We start from the raw sequence: 26,883 nt of genomic DNA on the forward strand, positions 1-26,883 counted from the left end.
GAGTCACCCCACCATGCAGGCAGAACCGAAGAACGCGCAGGTGGGACCCGAGCCGGACGGCTCACGGGCGGGCCGGGAGCAGGACGGCTCGCTGGTCGGGCGGGAGTACGAGGTCGAGGTCGGCCCCGTCGCCCACGGCGGCCACTGCATCGCCCGTACCGCCGAGGGCCAGGTGCTGTTCGTACGGCACGCGCTGCCCGGTGAGCGGGTCGTGGCCCGGGTCACCGAGGGCGAGGAGGGCGCCCGGTTCCTGCGCGCGGACGCGGTACGGATCATCGACGCCTCCAAGGACCGTGTCGAGGCCCCCTGCCCCTACGCCGGGCCCGGCCGCTGCGGCGGCTGCGACTGGCAGCACGCCAAGCCGGGAGCCCAGCGGCGGCTCAAGGGCGAGGTGATCGCCGAGCAGCTGAAGCGGCTTGCGGGCCTCACGCCCGAGGAGGCCGGCTGGGACGGCACCGTGATGCCCGCCGAGGGCGACAAGCTGCCCGCGGGCGAGGTCCCGCAGTGGCGCACCCGCGTGCAGTACGCGGTCGACCCCGCCACGGGGAAGGCGGGCCTGCGCCGCCACCGCTCGCACGAGGTCGAACCGGTCGACCACTGCATGATCGCGGCTGCCGGAGTGAGCGAGCTGGGCATCGAACGGCGTGACTGGACCGGCATGGAGTCCGTCGAGGCGATCGCGGCCACGGGCTCGCAGGACCGCCAGGTGATCCTGACCCCGCGCCCGGGTGCCCGCCTGCCCCTGGTGGAACTCGACAAGCCGGTCCCCGTCCTCCGGGTCGACGAGAAGACCGGCGGCGTGCACCGTGTCCACGGCCGCCCCTTTGTTCGCGAACGCGCCGACGGCCGCACCCACCGGGTGGGCGCAGGCGGCTTCTGGCAGGTCCACCCGAAGGCGGCGGACACCCTGGTCACGGCGGTCATGCAGGGCCTGCTGCCCCGCAAGGGCGACATGGCCCTCGACCTGTACTGCGGCGTCGGCCTGTTCGCCGGCGCCCTGGCCGACCGCCTCGGCGACAAGGGCGCGGTGCTCGGCATCGAGTCCGGCAAGCGCGCGGTGGAGGACGCCCGGCACAACCTCGCCGGCTTCGACCGCGTCCGCATCGAACAGGGCAAGGTCGAATCGGTCCTGCCGCGCACCGGCATCACGGAGGTCGACCTGATCGTCCTCGACCCGCCCCGCGCGGGCGCCGGCCGCACCACGGTCGCCCACCTGACCTCCCTCGCCGCCCGCCGCATCGCCTACGTGGCCTGCGACCCGGCCGCCCTGGCCCGCGACCTGGCGTACTTCCGCGAGGGCGGCTACCGGGTACGGACGCTGCGTGCGTTCGACCTGTTTCCGATGACCTCGCACGTGGAGTGTGTGGCTATTCTTGAGCCTGCCGTGAAGGGCGCTTGACCTGCGGCTTTTTGTCGCAGGTGGGTCGACCGACCTGTTCCTCTCCATGCAGCGGGTCGAATGGATGGATCGATCCTTGAAGGTTGCCTGACCTGCGACTTCTTGAGGCAGACGGTCGCTTCGGCGGCGCTTTCAGGGGTTCCGTCGAGGAATCTTGACGCTCGCTTCGGGGCTCTGGGCGTTACTGGGGCCATCGCGGGATGATCTCGGTATCTCGCACCACACCGGGCAGCTCAGTTCTCGGAGTTCGAAAGTCAGTAACCGGGTGGGGGCCACCCGCACGGCACCGAGGCACACGACACGGTCGTCCTGGTCGTCGCCGAACTCGCCGCGAACCTCGTCCTCCACCGCCGCGTCCCGGGCGGTGCTTAGCCCCGCCCCTTTCCCACGACGAGAGTCTGGGCGTCGTCCGAATCGAGTTGACCGAGATTCACCCCGCCCGGCTGGCGCGACCGGCTCCCGATCCGGACGAGGGCGGATGCCACAGATTGCTCCTTGTCGATGCGCTCGCCGCCGACTGGGGCGTACACGACAGCCCCGGCCCGGCAAGACGGTCTGGGCGGAGTGCACGACGGCGCCCTGTTTCATCCGGCCCGTCGGGGCCAGCAGCTATGGCGTTCGGTTGACCGGACGGTCGGCCCCGAAGCCACGCGCAGGGCATTACCGACCTGGGCGTGGGGTATTACGGTTGCTCTCCGAGCGGTGCCCTGACCGCTTTCGAGGGGGAAACGGTCGTCGCATAGGGCATCGGGGGTGAGGGGAGCCGCCGTGCAGGCGCTGTATGCCGTCAGTTTCGACATCCGGTCCGCCCAGGAGCAGCCGGGCCACGTCTACGAGAGCCTTCGCGGCCATCTCGCCGACTGGCTCGGCCACCACGGACGTGTACCGGCACCGTCGGTGACCGAACTCGACAGGGATGGCCGGGCGGTGCTCGCCGGCAAGATTCCCGGCCATGGTGACCGCACAGTGAGCTGGACCGTGGCGGGCGACGAACTCACCCGCGCCCTGCGCATGACCATCCACCAGCCGCTGTCTACGGGACCGGCCCAGTTTGTCACCCGGGTCACGGTCTCCCAGTCGGGGGAAGGCGGCGGGCTCAGAATCGTCATGGGCAGGGAGATCCCCGACGGCAACTCGAAGTGCGGGTGCTGAGCCAGCTCGCCACGGGGCGATACGAGAGGATCCGGGAGGAGAGTCACGCTGACGTACTCCTCGACGTCCTGGCGCTGCGCACGCGCCTCCCTATTCTCCTGATGCACCCCAGGGACCAGACGGGATGGAGCGCGGCGGCCGACGCTTCGGGACAACTCGCGGGCCTGGCCCAGGTGGTGACCCTGAACTACGTGACCGCACAGGCCGTCCGCCGGGCCCACGAGCAGGTGGCCGTACCCAGCGGTGGCGCCCGGCTGGTCTGGCCCGACCTCGGCCTGGAGCACCCCGCCTACTCACGGGAGGAGGTATCTCAGACGTCCTTCGTGGAACGGCGGCTGATGCCATCGCTCGCCCACCTCTCTGTCATCGCCCGCGGCAGTGACACGGCGTGGGAGCGTGCGCGACAGGCGTCGTACCGCGCGGGAGCACGCAGGGCCGCGGAGCAGTTGTCGCGCGCTAAGGCCGCCGGAGACACGACCGCCGAGCTCGAAGCGCTGCAGAAACGTGTCCGGCAGCTCGAAGAGGACGCCACATCCTGGGAGGACATGGCACAGAGCTGCATGGAGGAACGCGACAAGGCGCGAGCCGATGCCGCCACCGCTGAGGCCCTGCGTCAGGACCGGGACTACTGGAAGAACGAGTACCTCAACCTGTCGAAGGGCGGGAGTGGGCAGGCGGCCACATTCGACGCCTGGAGCGAGATCCCTCCTCTGGGAACGGACGCCGTACACACTTTCGAAGCTCTCGCCAAGGCATCGGAGGAGCACATCGTGTTCACGGCGAGAGCGGCGCGCGCCTGGAAGGACTCCCGCTACCCGTACCCCCAGGAGATGACCGACCGGCTGACCGCCCTCGCGCAGGCTGCGACGGACCTGTACTCCAATTCCGGCAGGATACCCAGGCTGGTCCAGTGGTTTTACGACAACCATGGACTGAAATTCGCGCCCAACGACGAGAAACTCAGCAAGGACAAGGACAAGCGCTACTTCATGTTCAACGGAAAGCGTTGGGACGGACTGCCGCACATCAAGGTCCGGGACGCCGTCTCGCCCAATGAGGTCGGACGCATCTACTTCGCCCTCGACTCCGAGGAGAAGCGGTTCATCGTGAACCATGTGGGACTGCACTTGTAGCCGGCCCCGGCGGGCACCTTGGATCTGTGGGCACTCATGGTGACCACCCTGGCACTGTACGGTACGGCGGATTTCAGCGCGCAAGCCCCGCAGTCTCACCGCGAGCCCTCATCCGGACGTGATCAGTCGATGTGCGGATCATCGGACTCTTCGAGGAGACGGGCCGCAAGGTCGTCGGCCCACTCCACGGCCCAGGCGCGGAGAGCGGTGATCGTGGCGTCATCGATCCCATAGGCGGCAAAGGCTTCATCGTCGGTCCACTCGGCGCCCGTGAGGTTCGCCTGCAGATCCTCGCGCTCGAAGCGGCCGCGGGCGTGGCGGCGGCCGAACTCTTCGAGCTCGGCATTGGTCCAGCGGCGGGAGGCTGCGAACACGTCGATCAGGTCGCGGGGCGCTCCGCGGTCGGCGAGGGCGCGGACCTTGGTCCCGATCACGTCCTCCTCCGCAAGGACGGGGCCGTACGGGCTCCGGGCCACCGGCCGCCAGAAGATCTCCTTGAGGATGTCGACTTCGCATTCCTGTCCGGTGGCCGGGTCGGTCACGGTGAAGCGGGCGGACAGCGGGGCGGTCTCCAGCGCGTGCACCTTCCAGCCGCGGGCTTCCAGGCCGGCGCGCAGCGTGGCGGCGATGTCGGCCATGGGTGCCGGGTTCTCGGTGGCGACATCGAGGTCCTGGCTGGGGCGGTTCACGAGGCGGTGTGCCCGCACGGCGTATCCACCGGTGAGAACCAGTGGATATGGGGAACCGAGCGCGATCACATCCGCCAGGAGCCGCGTGTGCAGCTCCGGCATGTCCGTCACGCGGCCGCCCGGGTGCGCGAGGCGAGCTCGGGGAAGGCGTCCTCCCATACGGCGCGCACGGTGCGGCCAACGAGGGCGCGCAGCACTGGCCACAGATGGAGGAGCAGGTCCTGGTTGAGGTAGCGGGGCAGGTCGTCGTGCAGGCCCTCGTGCAGGACGGTGCGGTACAGGCCCATACGCTGGCGCGGCTTGCCCAGGTCGTACGAGGTCATCCCGGACCAGGCCAGGTGCAGCGGCAGATCCACGACACCGTGTGTCGGCCCGCGCAGCTCGTCCAGCGACTCCGGCAGACGGCGACGGAACTTCTCCCGGTACAGCGCGAGGTCCTCGGCGTCCGCTCCCGAGACGTCCCTTGGGGTGGGTGCGGGGTGCTGTGGGCTGGAGGGCATGACTCCATTATGGCGGCCGGAGACGTTGCGAGTGACATGATGAGCGAGCTGGCGTCCGGAGCGAGCGGGGGTGGACCTCCTGGTGAGCTGGTTGCCGCAGTCTGCTATTCCGTGAGCGGTGCTGACTCCTGGCAGTCCGCCGGGCGCTGGTCCCGTCCTCGGGGGCCGTCCGTCCAGCGGGTTAGTTAATGCGTATGGCGGCAAGCATCTGTAGGACTTTCGAGAGGCGGGGCAGAGGGGCCGCTCGCCTTCGGTGATTCGCACACTGTGAATCGCTGCGGTGACGGAATGAAGGAAGAACTCCAGCACCCCGGTAGTAAATCGGGAATGGCGTCCCGAGAGCGCCTTCCCGCCTGAGGGGGCGGTCAAGGGGGCTCTGGACGTCTCTTCCCGACTAACAACCGTCCCTCTTTTCCCAGCGGTTACGGAACGCGCCGTCCGTGCCCGCGCGCGCCCCCCGTGCGCACTGAGCCGATCCTTTCGCCTCCAACAAGCTGTGTCTGCGGTGATCCACAGCCCGCGTCCACAGCTTGGAGGGGACAAGGTGCCGGAGGAGTGGATACGGACTCTCGTGTCGGACTTTGGGTCCGAGTGCAGGGAGCGTCTGCGGGTCAGCGACACGGAGGCGTCCATCAGCCTGCCGGTGGCGAAGCTGGTGGAGACATTCGGGGCGCGCTGGAAGCTGCGTCCTCGCCTTCATCCTGAGTATTCCTTGCCCGAGGCCCGGGTGCGTCCGGATTACGCGGTGGAGACATCTGGGCGCATCACCGGGTTCCTCGAGCTGAAGGCCCCGGGGCACGACGTCACGCCTGACGGCTTCACGAAGCGGGACCGGGAGCAGTGGGAGCTGATGCGTCGACTGCCGAATGTGCTGTATAGCAACGGTCACACCTGGTGCCTGTACCGAGGCGGGGCGCGGCCACTGCGCACGGTTCGGCTCGAAGGTGATCTGTACCGGTCCGGCAGCCGGTTGCGTACCAGTGCAGCCGACGGAGCGGCGTTTCGCGATCTGTTGCGGGAATTTCTCGGGTGGCAGCCCCGACACATCACGACTGTTGGCCAGTTGGTGTCGTCTATCGCTCCGCTGTGTCAGTACTTGCGCGAGGAGGTGCTGGAGCAGCTCGCCCTCGAACGCAGAACGCCAGACGGTACTCGCAGCCGACGGCTTGTCCCCAAGCCGTTCACCGCCTTGGCACACCACTGGAGCAGGGTGCTCTTCCCCTCAACCGATGGGCAAGACCCCGATCACCTCTTCGCCGACCGTTACACCCAGACGATCGCGTTCGCCCTGCTGCTGGCCCGTATCGAGAACGTACCGCTCGCCGACCGCAACTTCGTTGATGTTGCACATGAGTTGAAGGCAGAGAACACGGTCATGGGTCGAGCCCTGCAGTTGCTGACGGAGACGGTGGACGCCGAGTTCGCCCGCCGAATCGACACGCTCGTGCAGGTCATCGACGCTGTCGACTGGGAGGCGATCCGAGCACGGACGCCCGACGCCCACGTTCATCTCTACGAGGATTTCCTCCAGGAATACGACCGCGATCTGCGTAAACGCTCCGGCACGTACTACACCCCGCCCCGTCTGGTGAAGGAGATGGTTCGCTTCACCGACGCAGTCCTGCGTACCCGCCTGGGCTGTGTGGAGGGCTTCGCCGACGAGCAGGTGACGATCGTCGACCCCGCCATGGGCACCGGCACATTCCTCAGCGAGATTATCGACAGGGTCGCCGAAGAACGCTCCCGCCGCGGGGAGGGTTTCCGCGGCGAAGCGGTGGAACAGCTGGCGGGCCGGCTGATCGGCTTCGAGCGTCAGATGGCCGCCTACGCGGTCGCCCAGATGAGGATCACCCAGACCCTCCGTAAGCAAGTCACCGACACTCAACTCGGCGATCTGCGGCTCCATCTCGCCGACACCCTCGCAGACCCCTACGAGAGGGCCACGCTCTTCACGTTCCTGCCCGATGGCGATCCTCTGGTCGAGAACACCCGCAAGGCGGACTGGATCAAGCGCGAGCAGAAGGTCACTGTCATGATCAGTAACCCCCCGGACCGGGAGAGAGCCGAGGGGGAGGGCGGCTGGGTGGAGAAAGGGCGCGAGGGGGATGACAAAGCACCCCTGCTCGATGCCTTCCGCCTCGGTGGCAGAAACGGAGTACACGAGAACAAGCTCAAAAACCTGTACGTCTACTTCTGGCGCTGGGCCACTTTCAAGGTCTTCGAACAGCACCGTTCCGAGTCGGACCGCGGAATCGTCGCCTTCATCAGTACCGCGGGCTTCCTCAGCGGGCCCGGTTTCCGAGGGATGAGGAAATACCTGCGTAAGACTTGTTCCGAGGGCTGGATCATCGATCTCAGCCCGGAGGGTATCCAGCCACCTTTACGGACACGCCTCTTCGAGGGCGTTCAGCAGCAACTGACGATCGCCGTGTTCGTCCGCAGCAGAGCTGACACCGAACCTGCCCATATCAGGTACGTCGCCCTGGACGGCAGCACTCGCGAGGAGAAGTACGCGCAGCTCGAGACTCTCGGGCCGGACAGTGACCAGTGGCGCCCGGTGCGTCAGGATACCCATGCTCCGTTCACGCCTGCGGCCATCGGAGCATGGGATACGTTTCCCGCATTGGATGATCTGCTGCCATGGACAGTGCCCGGCATTTTGCCCAAGCGGACGTGGGTCTACTCCGCGGACCCCGATACGCTGCGCTCCCGGTGGCGGAGGTTGACCGCCGAGACGGACCTGGCCGAGAAGCGTGCCTTGTTCAGGGAGACCAAAGGCGGCCGTAACATCGACCGGCCGGTCAAGTCGCTCCCGGGATCGGCACAGCGAAGGCGGTCGATGCTGGAGGCGGGTCCCGAGTGTCCGGAACCGGTGCCTGTGGCCTTCCGCCCTTTCGATCGGCAGTGGATCATCCCGGACAACAGAGTCCTTGACAGGTGCTCGCCGGAGCTGTGGGAGAACCGGGCCGAGGGCCAGATACACATCGTGGAGCTGCACTCAGAACGGTTCGGTGACGGCCCCGCCACGCTGTTCACCGCGCTGATGCCGGACATGCATCACTTCGCCGGCTGGGGTGGTGGCAGGGTGATCCCCTTCCTGCAGAAGGACGGCACCCCCAATGTGACCCCCGGCCTTCTCCAGCACCTTCGTAACTCCTTCGGCGGTCTGGCTGTCACCGCCGAGGACTTGCTCGCGTACATCGCCGCGATCACGGCCCACCCTGGTTTCCGGTCCCGCTTCGATGACGAACTCACCACCGTCGGCGTCCGCGTACCGCTCACCGGTGACGCCACGCTGTGGTCGGAGGCGCTGCACATCGGGCGGAAGGTGATCTGGGCCTCCACCTTCGGAGAGAGACTCGTGGACCCGGTGGCGGGGAGGCCCGGCGGACCCCAGGAGGTCTGGACGACCGCACAGCCGGCGATCACGTATCGGAGACAGGTCGGCAGGGACGAACTACCCGAGAGTTTCGTCTATGACTCCGACCGTCTGGAACTCCACTTCGGTCAAGGAGTTTTCGGTGCGGTGACTCAGCAAATCCGGGATTACCAGGTCAGCGGACAGAATGTTCTCGACGGCTGGTTGAAACGCAGGACGGGACCGCCGTCTCGCAGAGCCGTCAGCCAGCTGGACCACATCCGGCCCGAGCGGTGGCTACCTGCCTGGAGTGAGGAACTCCAGTACGTGTTGTCCGTTCTGTGGCATCTGGTCGAGCTGCAGCCGGCGCAGAATGAGCTGTTCGACCGTGTTCTCATGTCACCACTGGTCAGCGTCGCCGAGTTGCAGCGTCGGAACGTCCTGCCCGTCCCGGACAACGCCCGGCGTTCTGCTCCCGCATCACTACAGACCGACCCTATCCCCGGGACCGAGGGGATCGAGGGGCGTGAGCCGCACGCCGTAAGGCCACTCACCGCAGAGAGGAGCTCTCCGGCCGACGCTCCCACGCTGCCACGGAGGAGTAGGAACACCGGCGCCGCGCAGTCGTCCCGCAGAAAGCGACAAGATCCGTAGAGCTCTTGATGAAGGTGACGCGCCTGCCGTACCGAGGGCGGGTGCGTCCGGCCAGTCGTGACGCTCATTTGACGCTCTGGGCGCCCTCACGCTGCTCAGCGAGCCGAGAAAGCTGCTCTGACCTGGTCTTTTCCATGACTCACTCAGGTCGACACCTTTCCGATGACGCATCACGTGGAATGCGTCGCGATCCTCGAACCGGTACGGGAAGGCGTCTGACCTGCGCTTTTGCCGGTGCGCATCATGGGTTTCGTGCTCACGGCCGTGGCGGTGCGGGCCGCGGCGGGATGACCAGCCCGGCCGGCCGGCCCGGCGTTCTCAGCGCTCAGCGGCCTCAGCGGCCTCAGCGGCCTCAGCGGCCGAGGACCACGGTCCGCCCGTCCGATCCGGCAGCCGGGGACTCCTGGGGCCGCTTGCCCCGGCGGAACTCCTGCGGGCTGACGCCCCGTTCACGCTTGAACGCGGCGCTCAGCGCGAACGGCCCCGAGTACCCCACCTTCGCGGCGATGCCGGCGACCGAGAGACCCGGGTCCCGCAGCAGTTCGGAGGCGAGCGTCAGCCGCCATCCGGTCAGGTAGGAGATCGGCGGCTCACCGACCAGTTCGGTGAAGTGCCGGGCGAGCGCCGCCCGGGAGACACCGACGGCGGACGCGAGCGAGGCGACCGTCCAGGGCTCGCTGGGCCGCTCGTGCAGCAGCCGCAGCGCCCGTCCCACCGCCGGGTCGCTCTGCGCCCGGAACCAGAGCGGCGCACCCGTCCCCGGTTCCATCAGCCAGGTGCGCAGGACGTTGATGAGCAGCAGGTCGAGCAGCCGGTCGAGGACGACCTCCTGGCCGATGTCCTCCTTGTCGACTTCGGCGGCTAGCATCCCGACCAGCGGGGTCCGCGCGGCCGACGCGGGCTGGACGAGCATCGCGGGCAGACTGGCGAGCAGCCTGCGCCCGACCTCGTTGGGCGCCTGGTAGGTGCCGCTGAGCATCACGGTCGACCCGGTGCGGTGCGGCTCGCCCCAGGTGCGCACGCCCAGGGACATCGACTGGGCGACGTCCTGCCCCGTGGTGGTGCTGCAACGCTGCTCCGGGTCGATGGTGATGGTGGGAGGCGTCGCCGGGTCGTCGACGAGGGTGTACGGCTCGGGCCCCCGCAGCACGGCCACGTCCCCGGCCGTGATGCGTACCGGCTCGCTGCCCTCGCGGAGCACCCACGCCGAGCCGTGCAACATGGTGACCAGCGTCAAGGCAGCGCGGTCCTCGATGCGCAGCCCCCACGGAGGGTTGAACACCGATTTCAGCAGGAAGGCGCCGCGCGCCTTGGGACTCTCCAGCAGCCCGCTGAGCGTATCCACCACCATCTCCCCGTACCGTCTTGGTTCGCGTGCGTGTGCCCAGTGTGTCAACGCCTGGTGTCAACGCGCCACGGCACCAGGCCTGTTCGCCGTCGCACCGGTCAGCAGGGCGAGCGCGCCCAGACAGGCGGTGGTACGGACGGCGTTGGCGCGGCGCCAGGGGCGGCACGCAGCCGGCGGTTGAGGGGGAGGTTGACGCAGACCGTCGTTACGACGCTGAGGCCGTACAGCACGGCGGCGGCCCGGGCCCGCCGGGCGGCGTCGCCGCGGTCCGCGCGGGCGAGTCTGCGGGCGGCGAGGCCGGTCGCCACGAACACCCCGAGGAAGAGCGTGCCGAAGGCGGCTTCGTCGTCCAGGGCGTTGTTGGCCCGGCGCATCGCGGCGACGAGCCGCTCGTCCTCGCGGCGGCCGAGGACGGGCATCACCCCGATGTCGAAGGGGAGGTGGAGGCCGGCCATCAGACCGGTGCCTAGGGTCGCCGCGACCAGCACGGGATCTTTGGGAGCGGCAGAACTCATGACGCGTTCCTCCGATCGGCGTCGGTCGGCCCACCGACGCTGGGTACGGCTCACCGTGGTTCCAGGATTCCGGTGAGCGTGCGGCGGTAGGCGCCGCCCAGCACGGTCCGTCCCATCAGACGCACTGGTGCGGGCATCACCCCGTCCGGGTGCGGGAGCGCGTCCAGCAGCCAGGGCGGCAGGACGCGTTTGACGTGGAAGGGCGCCGCCGCGAGGACACGGCGCTCCAGGGCCGCGAACACATGCGCCGGTACTCGGACGAAGACGGGGAAGGTCAGCTTCTCCTCCTCGTGCAGGTGCCGGTGGAGGACGGTGTCGAAGGTGTCGACGGGACCGCCGATCAGCTCGGCGCGTCCGCCCTCAAGCGCCTCGGTCACCCGGAGCATCGAGTCGTCCAGCACCACGTGGTCCTGCACCATCCGGTGGGAACCGGCGGCGATCTCCGGCACGTGCTCGATCAGCCCCGGCCAGAGGATCTCGTCCTCCGTACGGTGGTGCCAGTCCAGGATGGCCCGCAGCTGCCGCCACCACTCCGCGGCCCGGGGCAGTCCGGCGGAAGTCAGCAGCGGCGCGGCGGCCACCAGCCGCCTGGAGTCGCGCCGCAGCGCGAGGTGCGTCTGCGCGAATCCCCGCAGGTGGCGGGGGAGCCCGGCCACGCCCTTGCCTTCCCACAGCAGCCCGTCCATCGCGTCCCTCTTTTCTCTGGGGCCCCGGCACTGGGGCGCCGGAGCGCCTGGCTCGGCCGGTCCGTCGCCGAGCACGGCCGGTAAGTGGTCCGCCGGCTGTCGGGTTCACCGGGGCCGGCGGACCACCGCTGTGCGACACCGTTCCCTCGCGCGTCTCGGTCAGGCGTCCCAGACGCCGGTGGCCGCGGCCTCCTTGGTGTAGTTCGCGAAGTCCTTGGGCTCCCGCCCGAGCGCCTCGCGGACGCCGTGCACCAGACTGGCGTTGCGCCCGTCGACGATGAGGGTGAAGAGGTCGGCGAACTCCTCCGGCTCGCCCAGCTCGCGCAGGGCCGCGCGGTAGTCGTCGGCGCTGACCGGGATGTAGGTGATGGTCCGGCCGGTGGCCGCAGACAGTTCACGGGCGATGTCGGTGAAGCTCAGCAGGCGCGGGCCGGACAGCTCGTAGGTCTCGCCGATGTGCCGGTCGTCGGTGAGCGCGGCGACCGCCACGTCGGCGATGTCGTCGGCGTCGACGAACGGTTCGACGGCGTCACCGGTGGGCAGGGCCAGCTCGCCGGAGCGGACCGGGTCGAGGAAGAAGCTCTCGCTGAAGTTCTGGTTGAACCAGTTGGCGCGGACGACGGTCCAGTCGCAGCCGGACGCCTTGAGGGCTTCCTCGCCGGCGACGGCGCCCTCCTCGCCACGGCCGGAGAGCAGCACCAGACGGCGGACGCCCCGCTCGACGGCGACGGCGGCGAAGCGCCCGACCGCTTCCTTGGCCCCGGGGAAGGCGAGGTCCGGGTAGTAGGTCACGTACGCGGCGCCGGCTCCGTCGAGTGCGGCACCCCACGTGCTCTCGTCCTCCCAGACGAAGGGGATCTCACTGCCGCGCGAGCCGACCCGGACCGCGCGGCCGAGTCCCCGCAGGCGCTCGACGACGCGCCGTCCGGTCTTGCCGGTGCCACCGATGACGAGGATGGGTGCGGTGTTCTGTGTCTGAGTGCTCATGGAAGTCCATTGAAGTCTTCGAGCGGCAGACGGAACATAGCTCCTGGGCTCACTTTCATACGCGATCGTCTCGCCGTGTGAGCGCGACACGTAGGTGCACAGTGCGTCGCGCGCGGCTCACCGGCCCCTTGAGGACTCCAGCGCATTGTTCGGCGGGACGTTGCCGCTCGAGGTGATCAGGTGCCCCACGAGCGCGCAGACCGCGGCGATGCCCACGAGGGTTCCGGCGCCTCCCTCACGCCCGTTGGGCAGTACGCCTCCGCCCCGGGACCGGCTCGCCTCGGTTCTACCGCCGTCGGCCGCCTGGGCCGGGTCTGGCCGGGAACCGGTGCGCCCCTCCGGCGCCGCTGTCAGGGGCGGGGTGTGAGGTCGTCGGAACGTCCGGCCTCGATGCAGGACCACCGGCGGACGGGAGCGCCCGTTGCTGCGCGTGGGTGCTCCGGGGGTGCGTCCTTGGCCTGGAGTCAGCCGGGTGGTGAGTCCTCCCAGAGTTCCTGGCCGCCGTACACGGTCAGGTCCATGCGCGCATAGTCGTAGTCCATCACCTCCACGCCGCGCTGCGTCGTCCAGTACGTCTCGTAGGTCCTGAAAGGTGCCATGCCCACCTGGCCAAGCCCCGCGCCGGGAACAGACGGTCCGGTCGGCTCGGTTGCATTGACCGAGGGACCGGTGCCGCACGGGCGGGGAACACGGCGACCGCGAGGTCGTCCGCCCCACCAGGATCCGGGCCCCGAACGCGGTACGCCTGCCGCGCACTCGGATCTGGACGTATGTCTGCAGGAGGACTGTTTCATGACTGACCGGCCCTTGACGCTCATGGCCGTACACGCCCACCCCGACGACGAGGCCACCGGAACCGGAGGGGTCCTCGCGCGGTACGCGGCGGAAGGCATCCGCACGGTTCTCGTGACGTGTACCGACGGCGGTTGCGGAGACGGACCCGGAGGCGTCAAGCCCGGCGACCCCGGCCACGATCCCGCCGCAGTCGCCGCGATGCGCCGTCAAGAACTCGAGGCGAGCTGTGAGGTCCTGAAGGTCAGCGAACTGGAGATGCTGGACTACGCCGACTCCGGGATGATGGGCTGGCCCGGCAACGACGCCCCCGGATCCTTCTGGCAGACGCCTGTGCAGGAAGGCGCGGCCCGACTCGCGGACCTCATGCGGCACTACCGACCCGATGTGGTCGTCACCTACGACGAGAACGGCTTCTACGGCCATCCCGACCACATCCAGGCCCACCGCATCACGATGGCGGCGCTGGAGATGACCACGCTGACACCGAAGGTGTACTGGACCACGGTGCCCCGCTCGGGGATGCAGCGGTTCGGCGAGATCATGCGCGAGTTCCAAGGGGACATGCCGGAGCCGGATCCCGCCGAGACCGCCGCGCTGGCCGAGATCGGCCTTCCCGACGACGAGATCACCACGTGGGTGGACACCACCGCGTTCAGCGGTCAGAAGTTCGACGCGCTGGCCGCGCACGCCAGTCAGGGCGAGAACATCTTCTTCCTCAGGATGGGCAAGGAGAGGTTCGGCGAGTTCATGGGCATGGAGACCTTCGTGCGTGTCCAGGACGCCACCGGCGCAGCCGTACCCGAGAGCGACCTCTTCGCCGGACTGCGCTGATCGCCCGTCCGACGCGGGCGCCTGCGTCTCGCGGGAGGCAGCGGTGAGGGCTCCGTGGCACCGATGCCTCCGGTGGGTGTGTGGCCGACCGGTGAGAGGGGGAGAGGGGCCTGGCAGCGGGCCGCTGGGGACGACGCTGTGGCCGCGTGCGGCGAAGATGCCGAGCGGCCCTCAGGGGTGTCTGCGGTGACCGCTTCCAGGAGTTCGGCGGCGAGCCCCGTGCCCGGGGAAGACGGGCGGACGGCGAGTGCGTCCATCTGGCCGTGGCGGGCTGCGTGTTCGACGAGGTGCCGGCGGTCGCCGCCGCCCACCCGGACCTCGCGATGGAGCCAGGACGGGTGCTCACTCAGTTGCCCGTTCGTGTCGGTGGGACAGCGGCACGCGGGTGTGGTGAGGTGATGCGGGCGGCTGGGACGTGGGCCGCTGGTGTGACGTCTTCCGGTCCTTGTTGAGATGGGGAGCATTCATGCATGGCCTGCTCAAACCTGTCGCGGTGACGGCCAGTGCGGTCTGCACGCTGGTGGGTCCGTCGATGGCTCCGGCCGGTTCCACTGCCGTGACTCATCCCGTGCGGGCGGTCACGGATTCGTGGAGCGAGGGCGAGAACACCCCGATCACGCGCCTGTACACACCCGCCACCGGCACGTCGATCGCGTCACCCGCGCGTGACACCCTGTATGCCTGCCGCGGGGGAACCCTCACCCGGCCCGACCGCCCGTGGATCGACGCGCACGGTGTGATCGACGTGCTCAAGCGCCCCTTCGTGTCGGGGACCATGCGCTGGCACAGCAGGCTGCGGGTGACGACGACCGCGACCAAGAGGCACTTCAAGGGCAACGGGCTCCCGGACCATGCGACCGGGCACTTCCCCGTCCAGAAGGGCACCCCCGCCTACAAGTACTACGCGGAGATCCCCGCGCACGGGTACCCCAATGCCGCTGCGATCCCCATCAAGCCGTGGAACCTCGATGTCACCGTTCCGCGCAATCCGTCCGTCGCGGCGAAGCCCACGTGCATCGACCAGTTGACGACGGGGATGGCCCTGGCGGGCGGCACCTTCCACCTGGAGGTGGCCACCGACGCGCAGGACCGCCCGGTCGACCCGAACGCGGCCCTGCCCCTCGACCGCTGCTGGGGCCATCCGTACGACACGCAGTACCACTACCACGGCCCCTCGCAGACCTGCTTCGGCAAGGCTTCCAGAGGGCCTGCGCATGCCCGTGGCCGACACTCACCGCTCGTGGGATACGCCATCGACGGCTTCGGGATCTACGGGCCGCGCGGCGAGGACGGAAAGATCGTCAGGAACCGGGACCTGGATGTCTGCCACGGCCACACGCACGCGATCATGTGGGACGGCCGGAAGATCGTCATGTACCACTACCACCTCAACGGCGAGTATCCGTACTCGATCGGCTGCTTCCGCGGGACACCGGTGACGGTCCCCGGCTCCGGGCACGGCCGGCATCACCGGTAGAAGCCGACTCCGGCCGCGGCGGGGTCCGGCGCGGAAGGCCCCGGCGGACAGCAGCGGCGACGTCGGCCATCTGCTGAAGGACTCGGTCCGCGACGCGGAGCACTTCATCGAGTCGGTACGCCGTCGCCGCCGGGGGCACCGCGATGGGGGCCCGCACGTCATCTCACAGCCGTTGAAGCGCAGTTCGGGCGGCGAACAGCCGGCGCTTCCTCGCCGTACTGGCCTCCCTCGAGCGCGGCTGGCCCGGGCCTGTCTCGCGGGCTCCGACTCTCGGGGCTTCCGGATCTCGGAGCGGGGCCGGTGTCACAGGCGTGTGCCGTTGATCTGCAGGGTCACGTCGATGTTGTCGCGCGTGGCGTTGGAGTACGGGCACACCTGGTGGGCCGTCCTGACCAGTTCGACGGCCTGATCGTCGGTGACCGAAGGCAGCGAGACGCGCAGCTCGACGGCGAGCTTGAAGCGACCGCCGTCGATCGGGATCAGCGAGACCGACGAGTCGACCTCCGCGTCGTCCGCCTTGAGCCTGCCGCGCTGCCCGACCAGGGCGAGCGTCGCGCCGAAACAGGCGGCGTACCCGATCGCGAAGAGCTGCTCGGGGTTCGTGCCCTCACCGTCCCCGCCCAGTTCCTTGGGCTGCCGCAAGTCCAGATCCAGTCGTCCGTCGTGCGTGCGCCCGTGGCCGTTCCTGCCTCCGGTGACGTGCGCCTGGGCCGTGTACAGCGCCTTGCTCATCCTGAACCCCCTCGTGTCGCTACCGTAATTCGAATCTGACACTTCAAAAACAAGAAGTCAATGGTTAGGATCGGCAAGATGCCGACTGGTTGAACGGCCGCTCCGCGGCCGGCGCCCGCCGCCTCGTGATCCGTCTGGCGGCCGATGACCACGACGCGGGACTCGAGGAGTTCGCCGACCGGGTTCCGCCACCGCTTCGCGAGGAGGATCTCCGATGACCACGTTCGTTCTCGTGCACGGTGCCTGGCACGGCCCATGGGCCTGGGACCGAATCGTCCCCCTGCTGCACGCCGCCGGGGCTCGCACGCTCACCCCGGACCTCAGCACCGTCGGGGACCACGGGCTCCACGACCACGCCGAGGCGGTCGTCGCCGCCCTCGACGCCGTTCACGAGGAGGGCGAGCTCGTGCTGGTCGGGCACAGTTACGCCGGCCTGGTCGTACGGGAGGCGGCCGACGCGCGGCCCGACGCCGTCGGCCACATCGTCCTGGTGGACGGATGGGCGGGGCTCGATGGCGCCAGCATGTTCAGCCTGGCCCCAGGCGCCTTCGTCGACGCGGTCCGTACGGCGGCCCAGACGCTCGGGGACGGGTGGCGGATCCCGGCCCCGCCCCCGGCGGCGTTCGGCATCGTCGGGGCCGACAACGCGGCCTGGCTGGCCGCGCGCCTGCTCCCCCAGCCACTGCGCAGCTTCACCGAGCCCACCCGCCTGAGCGGGGCCGTCGACCGGATTCCCGGAACGGCCGTCTTCTGCAAGCCGCAGACCTACCCGTTCGGCCGGTTCGGCGAGGCCGTCGGGTACCGGACGCGCGGGCTGGACGGCCCGCACGACGTGATGCTGACCGATCCGGAGCCGCTCGCCCGGATGCTCCTGGAGGCTCGTTCATTCAGGAACGGGAAGCGCGAAGTTTAGAATGACGAAGTGGAACAGCGGACGTACAACCAGTACTGCGCGACCGCGCGCACCCTCGACCTCGTCGGCGAGCGCTGGACGCTGCTGCTGATCCGCGAGCTGCTGACCGGGCCCAAGCGGTTCGGCGACCTGCAGGCCAGCCTGCGCGGCCTCGGCACCGGACTGCTGGCCGCCCGCCTGAAGCATCTGGAACGCGAGGGGCTGGCGCACAAGATCACGCTCCCGCCGCCCGCCCGGACTCCCGCGTACGCCCTCACCGAGGCCGGCGAGGAACTCGGCCCGACGATCCTGGAGCTTGCCCGGTGGGGCCTGAAGTGGGCGATGGGCGAACGGCGCGCGACCGAGACGTTCCATCCGGGCTGGGCCGTGCTCGGCCTGCGGGCCTGCTTCGACGCCGAGGCCGCCGCCGGACTCCGCGCGGTGTACGAGTTCCGCGTCGACGACGAGTTCTTCCACGCCCGGATCGACGACGGGACGATCGAGGCGCTGCACGGACCGGCCCAGCATCCCGACGCGACCATCACGATCAGTCAGGAGGCGTTCCTCCGTCTGACCGGCCAGGACCTCACGTTCGCCGAGGCGATCGAGAGCGGTGTGGCGTCGGCGTCCGGCGACAGCGAGGCTCTGCGCGGCCTGAGGGGCCTGTTCCGCCTGCCGCCCCCGCGTGCCCGGAAGGCGAACTGCGCGTTCGACCGGACGGGGGAGAACCCCGGATGACACGCGCCACGCCGTGTTTTCGCCTGGCTGGGCTCACGATGTCACGCCTGGGACCTATCTGAAATGACAGTAATGGGGGCTCTCGTTACGTTCGTCGCAGGTCGGTCGCCCGGCCGACGTCCGTGAGACAGAGAGAAGCGACATGCGCACGCGCACCATTGCTGTGGCCGCTGCCGGAGTAGGCGCGGCACTCCTCACAGCCAGCGGTATCACCTACGCGATGACATCCGGATCCGCCCCGGCGTCCGCGTCTGCTCACAAGGCGGCCGTATCCGTCCGGCCGGCGGCCAAGCCCGTCCAACAGGCCGCCCCCGCCCCGGCCCGTCCGGTCGCCGGCAGCGCGAACGAGGAGAAGGGCGGGGACCGCGGGGGCGAGGGCCGCGACCGCGAGGGCGGCGGGCGTGACCGCGGCCATCGGGACGAGGGGAGGGTCTACTTCAACGACCGTGCGTACTCCGCCGCCGCCGACGGCTGCATCACCGCGGCCAGCGGACTGGGCTCCAGCAGCTTCAACGTCTTCAACGACAGCTGGAAGACCGTCGAGGTCTTCCGCGGCTTCACCTGTGACAACGGCGCTCCGGTCGCCACCGTGGGCCCCCACGGCGACACCAACGGCGTGGTGACCCGTACCGTCAACGGGGGTCTGATGTTCGGCGACGACGGCGTCGTGGGCAGCTTCAGGGTGCTCAACGGCCACGACGACGACGAGTGGTGACGGCGCGGCCCGGAGCACGGGAAAGAACTCGGCCCGCCGTAATCGGGCCGAAGTTCCCGGCAGCGTCGCCTCGTTCGCTGAGCCGTTCGCCGAGCCGCGGGCTCACCCCTTCAGGGACGACAGCGCGGCGGCGACCCGTTCGGTTGCCTCCGGCGGGGTCGAGGCGTGCGGGGAGAGCCTGAGCGAGTCGGCGCGCACCGTCGCGGTGACACCCTCGGCGTGCAGCGCCTTGGCGACCAGGGACGGATCCTGGTCCGGCACGGTGAAGGAGAGGATGCCCGCGCGCCGTGCCGGGTCGGCGGGGGACAGGACGCGGCCGCCGCACTCCTGGACGGCCTCGGTGAGTTCGGCGATCCGTGTGGCGATCGCGGTCTCGATCGCGTCGACGGTGTGCCGCTCGACGACGTCCAGCGCGGCCGCGAACGCGGCGGCCGTCACCGGGCTCAGATTGGTGATCGACCACCGTCGTGCGTCCGGCGCCGGCGGATGCTCGGCCCCGTCGAAGAGGCCCACGTCCTCGACGCCCGTCCAGCCGGTGAGGACCGGCTCCAGGGATTCCAGGGCGCGGTCGGACAGGGTGGCGAAGCCGGTCGACCATCCGGCCCGCAGCCACTTCTGGCCGCCCGCGACCACCACGTCGGCGGCGTCCCAGGGCAGGGCGGCGACCCCGAACGCCTGGATGGCGTCCACGATCAGCAGCCGGTCGGGTCCGATCGCCTCGCGCAGCGCCGCCAGGTCGGCACGGAACCCGGTGCGGAAGTCCACGGCGCTGACCGACACGGCCACGACGTCGTCGCTCAGCGCGGCGCGGACCAGGTCGGGGGTGACGCCGGAGCCGGGAGCGGGGTCGAGCCAGCGCGGCGTGGCCCGGCCCAGATCCGCGGAGCGGCGCCACGGGTAGTGGTTGGCGGGGAAGTCGGTACGTGGCGCGAGGACCACGCCCTGCCGTACACCGAGCGCGGCGTGGAACAGACCGGTGGACGCGTTCGGGAGCAGCACGGTGTGCCGGGCGTCGGCGCCCGCGAGGCGGGCGGCCGTCTCCCGTGCGGTGTCCTCCGCGCGCATCAGGGTGTCCACGGTCGTGTGGTCGGCGCGGGCGGACGCCTCCAGGGCACGCGCGGTGGCGGTGACGGCGTCCCGGGAGGGCGGCCCGAAGCGCGCGAAGTCCAGGTACCCGGCGGGCGTGTCGAAATGGTCGGCGTACGACGTGAGCACGGGGCTCGTCCCTCCGGGGTGGTGCGTGCGGATCGAGAGCGCATCTTGCCACAGGGGGGCCGGGGGCCGGGGCCTGGTCCTCGTCGACGCGTTCGCCGGCGGAGGAGATCACGTCCGGGGGCATGGTCTTGGCCGGGCGGGCGGCACGCGATACCGTCTGTGCGATGTCGACGACGGTACGACGGAAGCCGGTGGGAATCCGGCACGGTCGCGCCACTGTATGCGAACGCCCGCTGAAGCGCTCGTGAGTCAGACCCGTGGCTGTCGTCCTGTGTACCACCGAGATGGGACGCGAACTCCCAGAGGAGGTTCTGCCATGGCGCAGACCGTCGCCCAGCCGACTGCCACCCCCGCCGTTCCCGCCACAGTGCCGCTCAAGGCGATTGCTCCCTGGGCGGTCTTCTTCGGCGTTCTCATGCTGGTCCTGCTGTACTTCGTCGGCGCCGAGCAGGGCGCCACCTCCGTGTTCAGCGGCACGGACGTTCACGAGTGGGTGCACGACGCCCGCCACCTGCTCGGCTTCCCCTGCCACTGACGCGAGGGACGCCGCACGCTCATGAACTCCGCAACGGTAAGAAACCTCCTGGTGCGGGGCATGCTCGCCGGCCTCGCCGCCGGTGTGCTCGCCCTCGTCGTCGCCTACTTCCTCGGGGAGCCGCTCGTCGACAAGGCGATCGGATTCGAGGAGGCGCACGCCCACTCGCACGACGAGATGGAAGTCGTCTCCCGCTCCCTCCAGTCCACCGCCGGTCTCGCCACCGGCGTCCTCGTCTACGGGGTCGCCTTCGGCGGCATCGCCGCGCTCGCCTTCTGCTTCGCGCTGGGCCGCGTGGGCCGCTTCTCCCCGCGGGCGACCGCGCTGCTGCTGTCCGGCTGCGCGCTGCTGGCCGTGTACGTCGTGCCGTTCCTGAAGTACCCGGCCAACCCGCCCGCGGTCGGCGAGGAAGACACCATCGGCAAGCGGACGACCCTGTACTTCCTGATGATGCTGCTCAGCGTGTTGCTCGCGATCGGCGCCACCATCCTGGGCAAGCGCCTCGCGCCCGCTCTGGGCACGTGGTACGCGACGGTGGCCGCGGTGGCCGTCTTCGCCGTGGTGATCGGCCTCGCGTACGCCTTCCTGCCGGTCGTCAACGAGGTGCCGGCGGACTTCCCGGCCGCCGTGCTGTGGCGGTTCCGGCTCTCCGCCCTGGCCATGCAGACCGTCCTGTGGGGCGGTTTCGGGCTGCTCTTCGGCGAGTTGGCCGAGCGACTGCTGCATCCCAGGCCCGCGACCGCCGCGTCCGGGCAGCCGGTGCCGGCCGCGCACTGAACCCTCCCGTACACGACAGGGCCCTTCCGGAACCGTCCCGGGGGCCCTGTCGCGTTCCTCAGCGCGCCGCCAGCGGCTGTCCGAGCCGCAGATTCCAGCGACCGGCCCGTCCGCTGAGTTCCGTGGCCGTCAACGGCGGTATGTCCAGCCGCCAGAAGCCGGCCGCGGGCAGCCCCAGTACCCGGACGACGGCGGCCCGTACGACCTCCGGCTCGACCACGGCGAGCGTACGGCCGTCCAGGTCCCGTGCGGTGTCCAGCCAGCGCCCGACCCGCTCGCACACGTCCCGCACCGACTCCCCGCCGTGCGGTGCGCAGCCGGGGTCGGTGAGCCAGCGGCCCACCGCCTCCGGCTCGGTGGCCATCACCTCCTCCAGGGTGCGGCCCCGCCAGCGGCCCGGGTCCAGACCCGTCAACTCCGCCGCCACCACACCGTCGAGGCCGAGCGCCGAGGCCGTCTGCCGGCAGCGCCGGCTCGGAGACAGGAGCACGCGGGCCGCCGCGGGCAGCGATCCGGCCGCCGAACGGGCCCCGGCCGCCCCGCCGGCGTCGATCGCGTCGCCGTCGTCGAACCGGGCCTGACGCAGCGACGGGCTCGTCGCGGGCGAGACGAGAAGGACACGGCTGGTCAACGTCACTCCTACCGCGCGGTGTTGACGACGGTGCCCGCGGCGCGGATCGCCTCGATCGCATCCGGTGGCGCGGAACCGTCGGTGACGAGGGTGTGCAACCGCGCGACCGGCGCGACGAAGGCGTGCGCCGTCCGGGACAGTTTGCTGCCGTCGGCCACGGCGAGCACCCGTCGGGCGGAGTCGATCGCGGCCCGCTTCACCGCCGCGTCGTCCAGGTCGTAGGCGGTCAGGCCCTGTTGTGCCGTGAGCCCGCAGCAGCCGATGACGGCGGTGTCGAAGCGCAGGGCCGCCAGAGAGGCCAGGGTCAGGGGTCCGGTGAGGCCCCCCTCGCCGGGGCGGGGCCGGCCGCCGGGCACCAGGAGCGTGGTCTGCCCGGGACTGTCGGCGAGCACCTGGACGGCCTGGAGCGACAGCGGCATCACGGTCACCCGCCGGCCACGCAGCGCACGGGCCACCTCCAGACAGGTGGTGCCGCTGTCGAGGACCACCGTCTCCCCGTCGGCGATCAGCGCGGCCACGTCCGCGCCGATGCGCCGCTTGGCCTCCGCGCCCTCCTGCGCGCGCAGGTCGAAGGGGGGCTCCTCGCCGCGCAGCAACAGGCTGCGGGCGCCGCCCCGGAAGCGTTCCAGCACGCCCTGGGCGGCCAGGGCCTCCAGGTCGCGGCGGATGGTCATCTCCGAGGCTCCGGTGAGTTCGGCCAGCTGGCCGACGCCGAGGCTGCCCGCCTCGCGCACCGCGTCCGTGATCTGCCTCAGACGGCCCGTGTTCCCCATGCCCGCGATTGAACACCATGCGCTGACAAACAGAAACCCTGTGAGAACAGGCGCTTTTCAAACATGCTTTGTGTTCGATACGTTCGGTCCATGCAGCTCTCCCTGCGCGCCGCACGTCTGGCGACCTTCGCGTACTTCATCCTCAACGGGACCCTGCTCGGGATGTGGATCGTGCAGATCCCGCCCATCGAGCACCGCGTCGGCGTCAGCCACGCCGTCCTGGGCGGCTTCCTGCTCCTGCTCGGGGCGGGCGCCTTCGTGGGGATGCAGGTGGCAGGACCGGTCGCTGACCGCCTCGGCACCCGGATCGTCGTGCCCGCCTCCGGTGTGCTGTGCAGTGCCGCCCTGGCGCTGCCCGGACTGGCCTCCGAGCCGTGGATGCTCGCCTGTGCCCTGATCGTGCTCGGCTTCGGCAACGGCTGCCTGGACGTGAGCATGAACGCCCACGCCGTCCAGGTCGAGAAGGCGTACGGACGCCCGGTGATGTCCGCCTTCCACGCCACGTTCTCCGTCGGTGGCGTGGTGGCCGCCCTCGCGGGGGCCGCCGTCGCGAGCGCGGGCTGGACCCCGGCGGCGACGCTCGGCGCGGCGGCCGTGCTGGGCGTGCTGGTCTCCGTGTGCGCCGCCCGGGGGCTGCTGCCCGCCGCCGCGAGGCCGGCCACGGAAGCGGGAGCCGAGCGCGGAGCCGAGCACGAGGCCAGGTCCGGGTCTGGCGGGCCGGCCGGGCAGGCGGCCCCGGCGGGCACCCGCATCTGGATCCTGGCCGTCCTCGCGCTGCTGGTCATGCTGTGCGAGGGGGTCGCCAACGACTGGAGCGTGCTGCACCTGCGGACCGTTCTCGGCGCCTCCGACAGCACCGCGGCCTTCGCCTATGGCGCGTTCGCCGCGACGATGACCATCGGCCGCCTCCTCGCCGACCGCCTTTCGGCCCGCTTCGGCCCCGCCGCGATCCTGCGCCACGGCGGCGCGGTGGCCGCCGTCGGCATGACCGCGGCCGCCCTGTCGCCGTGGGTTCCGCTCGCCCTGGCGGGCTGGGCGCTCTTCGGCGCCGGCCTCTCCGGCTGCGTCCCCCAGCTCTTCAGCGCCGCCGGTCATGCCGAAGCCGACGCCGCCGGTGCCAACGTCTCCAAGGTCGCCGGGCTCGGCTACCTCGGCATGCTCGCGGGACCGGCCGTGATCGGGTGGCTCACCCGCCTGATCCCGCTGAACCTGACCTTCTTCCTCCCCGTGGCCTGCTGCGCCGTCGCGGCGGTGACGGCGGGAGTGCTGCGACCGCGGCGGGCGCTCGCGGTCGCGACCGGGGGGCCCGTCCCTGCAACCGGGAGTCCGGCCGCGTCATCCCTCCGGGGCGAGCGGGGGGCCGACGAGGGTCGAGGCGCGGGGCACTAGTGCCGCGACAGGCAACGTTTGCCCCGTCGCGACGCCCGGCACTCCCCCAAGCTCTTCGAGCAGGGGGGACCCCCACTCGCCGCACCGGCCGAAAGCCCGAGTACATCCAGTACGAGGACTTCCGGCCGGCACTCCCCCAAGCTCTTCGAGCAGGGGGGACCCCCAGAGCACGCACCGGACGCCGCTCCTTGACGGGCAAACGTTGCCCGCCGCGGCACTAGGACGGGGCACAGCCGCCGGGAGCGGCCCGGTTTGCCGTGCTGGGAGGACGTCCTGGCCCCGCCCGGCCGGTACGGTTCTGGCCACCCGCGCGGCGAGGACCGAACGGCTTCTGGGGCCCCGGTCGGGACCGCGGGTCCGGTCCTGGCCGTCCGCGGGACACCTGCTCGGGGACCGGGTCGGGCGGACCGTGCACGCGGCGGACCTGGACACGCTGTGGCGGGCGGCCGTCGAGCGCGGTGCGCGGCCGGCGGGCCGGCGGCCGTTGGGCGGAGACTCCGCGACCGTGCCCGTCGAGGCGCCCGGCGGCCGGGATCCGGCCACGGTCGCGTTGTGGTGCGCCGCCGTGGCCCGGACCGAACCGGACGCCTCGCTGGAGCTCGCCCTCCCGGACCCCGGCGGGGCGCGCACCGTCCTGGTGGAGATCGGCTCGAGCACCGTACGGGCCAGGGTCCTGGAGCCTGTACCGGACGACCCGGAGCGCGGGGGCCCGAGGGAATTCCCGAAACTTTCGATGATGTTGGGCCGAAAGTTGATCTAGGGCTTGGCGGTCGAGTCGAGCATGCCCGGGCGGCTCCGGCAACTATGGCTCTGTACAGGGAAAACGTGCTTCCTCAAGGCCTCCGTGTCGAGCGAACGTTTCGAAATTACGACCGAAACTGTTGACAGCTGACCGGCCCGGCTCAACACTTCTCACCGCTGCGTCACCTCCTGGCAGCCGGCCGTTCCCCGCGGTTCTGCCGTGCTGCCCCCCCACCCCTTCACGAGGAGGAAGCACGGACATGAACACCCTCGTCCAGGCGAACGGCCGCAGACACGGTCGCTTCACATGGTTCATCCGGAGCCTCTGCTCCGCCGCCCTGGTTGTCATGGCTGCGATGACTCTGCCGGGCACCGCCAGCGCCGACACGGTCATCACGTCGAACCAGACCGGCACCAACAACGGTTACTACTACTCGTTCTGGACCGACGGCGGCGGCTCGGTCTCCATGAACCTGGGCTCCGGCGGCAACTACAGCACCCAGTGGAGCAACGTCGGCAACTTCGTGGCCGGCAAGGGCTGGGCCACCGGCGGACGCAAGGCGGTCAACTACTCGGGCAGCTTCAACCCGTCCGGCAACGCCTACCTGGCCCTCTACGGGTGGACCACCAACCCGCTCGTGGAGTACTACGTCGTCGACAACTGGGGCACCTACCGGCCCACCGGAACGTTCATGGGCACCGTCACCAGCGACGGCGGCACCTACGACATCTACAAGACGACGCGGGTCAACGCCCCCTCCATCGAGGGCACCCGGACCTTCGACCAGTACTGGAGCGTCCGCCAGTCGAAGAAGACCGGGGGAACCATCACCACCGGCAACCACTTCGACGCCTGGGCGAGCAAGGGCATGAAGCTGGGCAGCTTCAACTACATGATCCTCGCGACCGAGGGCTACCAGAGCAGCGGGAACTCCAACGTCACGGTGAGCGACGGCGGCTCCGGCGGTGGCGGCAACGGTGGTGGAACCGGCGGCGGTAACGGTGGTGGAACCGGTGGTGGTGGCGGCTGCACCGCGACCCTCTCCGCGGCCGAGCAGTGGAGCGACCGCTACAACCTGAACGTGTCGGTGAGCGGTTCGAGCAACTGGACGGTGACGATGAACGTTCCGTCGCCGGAGAAGATCATCGCGACCTGGAACATCAGCGCGAGCTACCCCAGTTCACAGGTGCTGGTCGCCAAGCCCAACGGCAACGGCAACAACTGGGGTGTGACCATCCAGACCAACGGCACCTGGACCTGGCCGACGGTCTCCTGCAGTGCGAGCTGACCCCGCCGACCCCGAAGGCCTCTTCAGAAAGGTCCCACGCCGCATGAGAACCAGACCACTCGCGTCACCGCGGTCCGTGGTCGCGGGACTGGCCGTCGCGGCACTGGCCGCGGCGGGCTCCCTCGCCGTCGACGCCGCTCCGTCGTACGCGGCCACCTGCAACGGCTACGTCGGACTCACCTTCGACGACGGTCCGTCCAACGACAACACCCCGGCCCTGCTCAACGCGCTGAAGCAGAACGGGCTGCGGGCCACGATGTTCAACGAGGGCCAGTTCGCGGCCTCCTACCCGGCCCAGGTGCGGGCCCAGGTGGACGCCGGCATGTGGGTCGGCAACCACAGCTACACCCACCCGCACCTGACCCAGCAGAGCCAGGCACAGATCGACTCGGAACTCTCCCGGACCCAGCAGGCCATCGCCGCCGCTGGCGGCGGCACGCCCAAGCTGTTCCGGCCGCCCTACGGCGAGACCAACGCGACCCTGAAGTCGGTGGAGGCCAAGTACGGCCTGACCGAGATCATCTGGGACGTCGACTCGCAGGACTGGAACGGCGCGAGCACCGACGCGATCGTGCAGGCCGTCTCCCGGCTCGGCAACGGCCAGATCATCCTGATGCACGAGTGGCCCGCCAACACGCGCGCCGCGATCCCGCGGATCGCGCAGACGCTGGCCGCCAAGGGGTTGTGCTCCGGCATGATCTCCCCGCAGACGGGCCGCGCCGTGGCCCCCGACGGAGGCGGCTCCGGCGGCGGTGGCGGCGGTGGTGGCACCGGTGGGTGCACCGCGACGCTGTCCGCGGCCGAACAGTGGAGCGACCGCTACAACCTGAACGTGTCGGTGAGCGGTTCGAGCAACTGGACGGTGACGATGAACGTTCCGTCGCCGGAGAAGATCATCGCGACCTGGAACATCAGCGCGAGCTACCCCAGTT

26 protein-coding genes are annotated in these 26,883 nt (G+C 70.1%); 15 read left to right on the forward strand and 11 right to left on the reverse strand.

Annotated features, from left to right (window positions below):
- The first annotated feature begins 13 nt into the window (after window positions 1-13).
- The 3 genes from ACTYVM_RS31555 (at window position 14) to ACTYVM_RS31565 (ending at window position 3,684) form a co-directional block, all read left to right on the forward strand.
- Entirely contained in the window at window positions 14-1,399 is a 1,386-nt protein-coding gene (locus tag ACTYVM_RS31555) for a class I SAM-dependent RNA methyltransferase (protein ID WP_445529246.1), read from the forward strand.
- 768 nt (window positions 1,400-2,167) lie between these two features.
- A complete protein-coding gene (locus tag ACTYVM_RS31560; RefSeq protein ID WP_445529247.1) occupies window positions 2,168-2,551 on the forward strand; it encodes a hypothetical protein in 384 nt (127 codons plus the stop codon).
- A gap of 101 nt (window positions 2,552-2,652) precedes the next feature.
- Window positions 2,653-3,684: a hypothetical protein gene (locus ACTYVM_RS31565; protein WP_445529248.1), complete on the forward strand. Its 1,032-nt coding sequence runs from the start codon at window positions 2,653-2,655 to the stop codon at window positions 3,682-3,684.
- A gap of 122 nt (window positions 3,685-3,806) precedes the next feature.
- Here the strand turns inward: ACTYVM_RS31565 and ACTYVM_RS31570 are convergent, their stop codons facing one another.
- Both ACTYVM_RS31570 and ACTYVM_RS31575 read right to left on the reverse strand, forming a co-directional pair.
- Entirely contained in the window at window positions 3,807-4,475 is a 669-nt protein-coding gene (locus ACTYVM_RS31570; protein ID WP_404731761.1) for a nucleotidyl transferase AbiEii/AbiGii toxin family protein, read from the reverse strand.
- 5 nt (window positions 4,476-4,480) lie between these two features.
- Complete coding sequence (locus ACTYVM_RS31575; protein WP_402591967.1) at window positions 4,481-4,873, reverse strand: hypothetical protein; 393 nt, start codon at window positions 4,871-4,873, stop codon at window positions 4,481-4,483.
- A gap of 643 nt (window positions 4,874-5,516) precedes the next feature.
- Here ACTYVM_RS31575 and ACTYVM_RS31580 point away from each other — a divergent pair.
- Window positions 5,517-8,885 (forward strand): type ISP restriction/modification enzyme, encoded by a 3,369-nt coding sequence (locus ACTYVM_RS31580; protein WP_445529249.1) that lies wholly within the window; start codon window positions 5,517-5,519, stop codon window positions 8,883-8,885.
- Window positions 8,886-9,237: 352 nt separating this feature from the next.
- On the opposite strand, the gene ACTYVM_RS31585 is transcribed toward ACTYVM_RS31580, so the two are convergent.
- The 5 genes from ACTYVM_RS31585 to ACTYVM_RS31605 all read right to left on the reverse strand — a co-directional run bounded on the left by ACTYVM_RS31585 (window position 9,238) and on the right by ACTYVM_RS31605 (window position 13,020).
- The gene (locus tag ACTYVM_RS31585) at window positions 9,238-10,230 is read right to left on the reverse strand and encodes an AraC family transcriptional regulator (RefSeq protein ID WP_445529250.1); all 993 of its coding nucleotides are present in this window, start codon (window positions 10,228-10,230) and stop codon (window positions 9,238-9,240) included.
- A gap of 101 nt (window positions 10,231-10,331) precedes the next feature.
- Window positions 10,332-10,748, reverse strand: a complete 417-nt coding sequence (locus ACTYVM_RS31590; protein WP_445529251.1) for an anthrone oxygenase family protein — start codon at window positions 10,746-10,748, stop codon at window positions 10,332-10,334.
- Window positions 10,749-10,798: 50 nt separating this feature from the next.
- Window positions 10,799-11,434 carry a hemerythrin domain-containing protein gene (locus ACTYVM_RS31595; RefSeq protein ID WP_445529252.1) on the reverse strand — a complete coding sequence of 212 codons (636 nt, stop codon included), beginning with the start codon at window positions 11,432-11,434 and terminating at the stop codon, window positions 10,799-10,801.
- 159 nt (window positions 11,435-11,593) lie between these two features.
- On the reverse strand, window positions 11,594-12,421 hold the full coding sequence (locus ACTYVM_RS31600) for an NmrA family NAD(P)-binding protein (protein WP_445529253.1): 828 nt from the start codon (window positions 12,419-12,421) through the stop codon (window positions 11,594-11,596).
- Window positions 12,422-12,885: 464 nt separating this feature from the next.
- On the reverse strand, window positions 12,886-13,020 hold the full coding sequence (locus tag ACTYVM_RS31605) for a hypothetical protein (protein ID WP_445529254.1): 135 nt from the start codon (window positions 13,018-13,020) through the stop codon (window positions 12,886-12,888).
- A gap of 193 nt (window positions 13,021-13,213) precedes the next feature.
- Here ACTYVM_RS31605 and ACTYVM_RS31610 point away from each other — a divergent pair, with 193 nt between their 5' ends.
- Together ACTYVM_RS31610 and ACTYVM_RS31615 are read left to right on the forward strand one after the other, a co-directional pair.
- The gene (locus ACTYVM_RS31610; protein WP_445529255.1) at window positions 13,214-14,047 is read left to right on the forward strand and encodes a PIG-L family deacetylase; all 834 of its coding nucleotides are present in this window, start codon (window positions 13,214-13,216) and stop codon (window positions 14,045-14,047) included.
- Window positions 14,048-14,540: 493 nt separating this feature from the next.
- Entirely contained in the window at window positions 14,541-15,524 is a 984-nt protein-coding gene (locus ACTYVM_RS31615) for a YHYH protein (protein ID WP_445529256.1), read from the forward strand.
- 303 nt (window positions 15,525-15,827) lie between these two features.
- On the opposite strand, the gene ACTYVM_RS31620 is transcribed toward ACTYVM_RS31615, so the two are convergent.
- Window positions 15,828-16,256, reverse strand: coding sequence for an organic hydroperoxide resistance protein (locus ACTYVM_RS31620; RefSeq protein WP_445529257.1), 429 nt, complete (start codon window positions 16,254-16,256; stop codon window positions 15,828-15,830).
- Window positions 16,257-16,470: 214 nt separating this feature from the next.
- Between ACTYVM_RS31620 and ACTYVM_RS31625 the strand changes: the two genes are divergently transcribed.
- The 3 genes from ACTYVM_RS31625 (at window position 16,471) to ACTYVM_RS31635 (ending at window position 18,601) form a co-directional block, all read left to right on the forward strand.
- A complete protein-coding gene (locus ACTYVM_RS31625) occupies window positions 16,471-17,169 on the forward strand; it encodes an alpha/beta fold hydrolase (protein WP_445529258.1) in 699 nt (232 codons plus the stop codon).
- A gap of 9 nt (window positions 17,170-17,178) precedes the next feature.
- A complete protein-coding gene (locus tag ACTYVM_RS31630; RefSeq protein ID WP_445529259.1) occupies window positions 17,179-17,886 on the forward strand; it encodes a winged helix-turn-helix transcriptional regulator in 708 nt (235 codons plus the stop codon).
- A 220-nt stretch (window positions 17,887-18,106) separates the two neighbouring features.
- Window positions 18,107-18,601: a hypothetical protein gene (locus ACTYVM_RS31635; protein ID WP_445529260.1), complete on the forward strand. Its 495-nt coding sequence runs from the start codon at window positions 18,107-18,109 to the stop codon at window positions 18,599-18,601.
- A 102-nt stretch (window positions 18,602-18,703) separates the two neighbouring features.
- Here ACTYVM_RS31635 and ACTYVM_RS31640 read toward each other — a convergent pair whose 3' ends face one another.
- Window positions 18,704-19,816 (reverse strand): aminotransferase class V-fold PLP-dependent enzyme, encoded by a 1,113-nt coding sequence (locus ACTYVM_RS31640; RefSeq protein ID WP_445529261.1) that lies wholly within the window; start codon window positions 19,814-19,816, stop codon window positions 18,704-18,706.
- Window positions 19,817-20,132: 316 nt separating this feature from the next.
- Here ACTYVM_RS31640 and ACTYVM_RS31645 point away from each other — a divergent pair, with 316 nt between their 5' ends.
- Entirely contained in the window at window positions 20,133-20,351 is a 219-nt protein-coding gene (locus ACTYVM_RS31645) for a CbtB domain-containing protein (protein WP_445529262.1), read from the forward strand.
- Window positions 20,352-20,372: 21 nt separating this feature from the next.
- Window positions 20,373-21,128, forward strand: a complete 756-nt coding sequence (locus tag ACTYVM_RS31650) for a CbtA family protein (RefSeq protein WP_445529263.1) — start codon at window positions 20,373-20,375, stop codon at window positions 21,126-21,128.
- Window positions 21,129-21,186: 58 nt separating this feature from the next.
- On the opposite strand, the gene ACTYVM_RS31655 is transcribed toward ACTYVM_RS31650, so the two are convergent.
- Complete coding sequence (locus ACTYVM_RS31655; RefSeq protein ID WP_445529264.1) at window positions 21,187-21,759, reverse strand: histidine phosphatase family protein; 573 nt, start codon at window positions 21,757-21,759, stop codon at window positions 21,187-21,189.
- Between the two features lie 8 nt (window positions 21,760-21,767).
- Window positions 21,768-22,532, reverse strand: a complete 765-nt coding sequence (locus ACTYVM_RS31660) for a DeoR/GlpR family DNA-binding transcription regulator (RefSeq protein ID WP_445529265.1) — start codon at window positions 22,530-22,532, stop codon at window positions 21,768-21,770.
- Window positions 22,533-22,622: 90 nt separating this feature from the next.
- Between ACTYVM_RS31660 and ACTYVM_RS31665 the strand changes: the two genes are divergently transcribed.
- From ACTYVM_RS31665 to ACTYVM_RS31680, 4 genes are all read left to right on the forward strand, one after another.
- Window positions 22,623-23,921, forward strand: coding sequence for an MFS transporter (locus ACTYVM_RS31665; RefSeq protein ID WP_445529266.1), 1,299 nt, complete (start codon window positions 22,623-22,625; stop codon window positions 23,919-23,921).
- Window positions 23,922-24,330: 409 nt separating this feature from the next.
- On the forward strand, window positions 24,331-24,681 hold the full coding sequence (locus ACTYVM_RS31670; protein ID WP_445529267.1) for a hypothetical protein: 351 nt from the start codon (window positions 24,331-24,333) through the stop codon (window positions 24,679-24,681).
- A gap of 241 nt (window positions 24,682-24,922) precedes the next feature.
- Window positions 24,923-25,951, forward strand: coding sequence for an endo-1,4-beta-xylanase XynA (xynA, locus tag ACTYVM_RS31675; protein ID WP_445529268.1), 1,029 nt, complete (start codon window positions 24,923-24,925; stop codon window positions 25,949-25,951).
- A gap of 43 nt (window positions 25,952-25,994) precedes the next feature.
- The coding region (locus tag ACTYVM_RS31680; protein WP_445529269.1) for a polysaccharide deacetylase family protein at window positions 25,995-26,883 on the forward strand (889 nt) is incomplete at its 3' end.

This window comes from Streptomyces cyslabdanicus, from assembly GCF_052663305.1.

Bases quoted from the DNA above. Each gene is read 5' to 3' on its own strand.
- ACTYVM_RS31635 (WP_445529260.1), top strand. From the start codon at position 18,107: ATGACATCCGGATCCGCCCCGGCGTCCGCGTCTGCTCACAAGGCGGCC.
- ACTYVM_RS31625 (WP_445529258.1), top strand. From the start codon at position 16,471: ATGACCACGTTCGTTCTCGTGCACGGTGCCTGGCACGGCCCATGGGCC.
- ACTYVM_RS31600 (WP_445529253.1), bottom strand. From the start codon at position 12,421: ATGAGCACTCAGACACAGAACACCGCACCCATCCTCGTCATCGGTGGC.
- ACTYVM_RS31590 (WP_445529251.1), bottom strand. From the start codon at position 10,748: ATGAGTTCTGCCGCTCCCAAAGATCCCGTGCTGGTCGCGGCGACCCTA.
- ACTYVM_RS31665 (WP_445529266.1), top strand. From the start codon at position 22,623: ATGCAGCTCTCCCTGCGCGCCGCACGTCTGGCGACCTTCGCGTACTTC.
- ACTYVM_RS31660 (WP_445529265.1), bottom strand. From the start codon at position 22,532: ATGGGGAACACGGGCCGTCTGAGGCAGATCACGGACGCGGTGCGCGAG.
- ACTYVM_RS31650 (WP_445529263.1), top strand. From the start codon at position 20,373: ATGAACTCCGCAACGGTAAGAAACCTCCTGGTGCGGGGCATGCTCGCC.
- ACTYVM_RS31605 (WP_445529254.1), bottom strand. From the start codon at position 13,020: ATGGCACCTTTCAGGACCTACGAGACGTACTGGACGACGCAGCGCGGC.
- ACTYVM_RS31645 (WP_445529262.1), top strand. From the start codon at position 20,133: ATGGCGCAGACCGTCGCCCAGCCGACTGCCACCCCCGCCGTTCCCGCC.
- ACTYVM_RS31575 (WP_402591967.1), bottom strand. From the start codon at position 4,873: ATGCCCTCCAGCCCACAGCACCCCGCACCCACCCCAAGGGACGTCTCG.
- ACTYVM_RS31610 (WP_445529255.1), top strand. From the start codon at position 13,214: ATGACTGACCGGCCCTTGACGCTCATGGCCGTACACGCCCACCCCGAC.
- ACTYVM_RS31570 (WP_404731761.1), bottom strand. From the start codon at position 4,475: ATGCCGGAGCTGCACACGCGGCTCCTGGCGGATGTGATCGCGCTCGGT.
- ACTYVM_RS31620 (WP_445529257.1), bottom strand. From the start codon at position 16,256: ATGAGCAAGGCGCTGTACACGGCCCAGGCGCACGTCACCGGAGGCAGG.
- xynA (WP_445529268.1), top strand. From the start codon at position 24,923: ATGAACACCCTCGTCCAGGCGAACGGCCGCAGACACGGTCGCTTCACA.
- ACTYVM_RS31555 (WP_445529246.1), top strand. From the start codon at position 14: ATGCAGGCAGAACCGAAGAACGCGCAGGTGGGACCCGAGCCGGACGGC.
- ACTYVM_RS31595 (WP_445529252.1), bottom strand. From the start codon at position 11,434: ATGGACGGGCTGCTGTGGGAAGGCAAGGGCGTGGCCGGGCTCCCCCGC.
- ACTYVM_RS31565 (WP_445529248.1), top strand. From the start codon at position 2,653: ATGCACCCCAGGGACCAGACGGGATGGAGCGCGGCGGCCGACGCTTCG.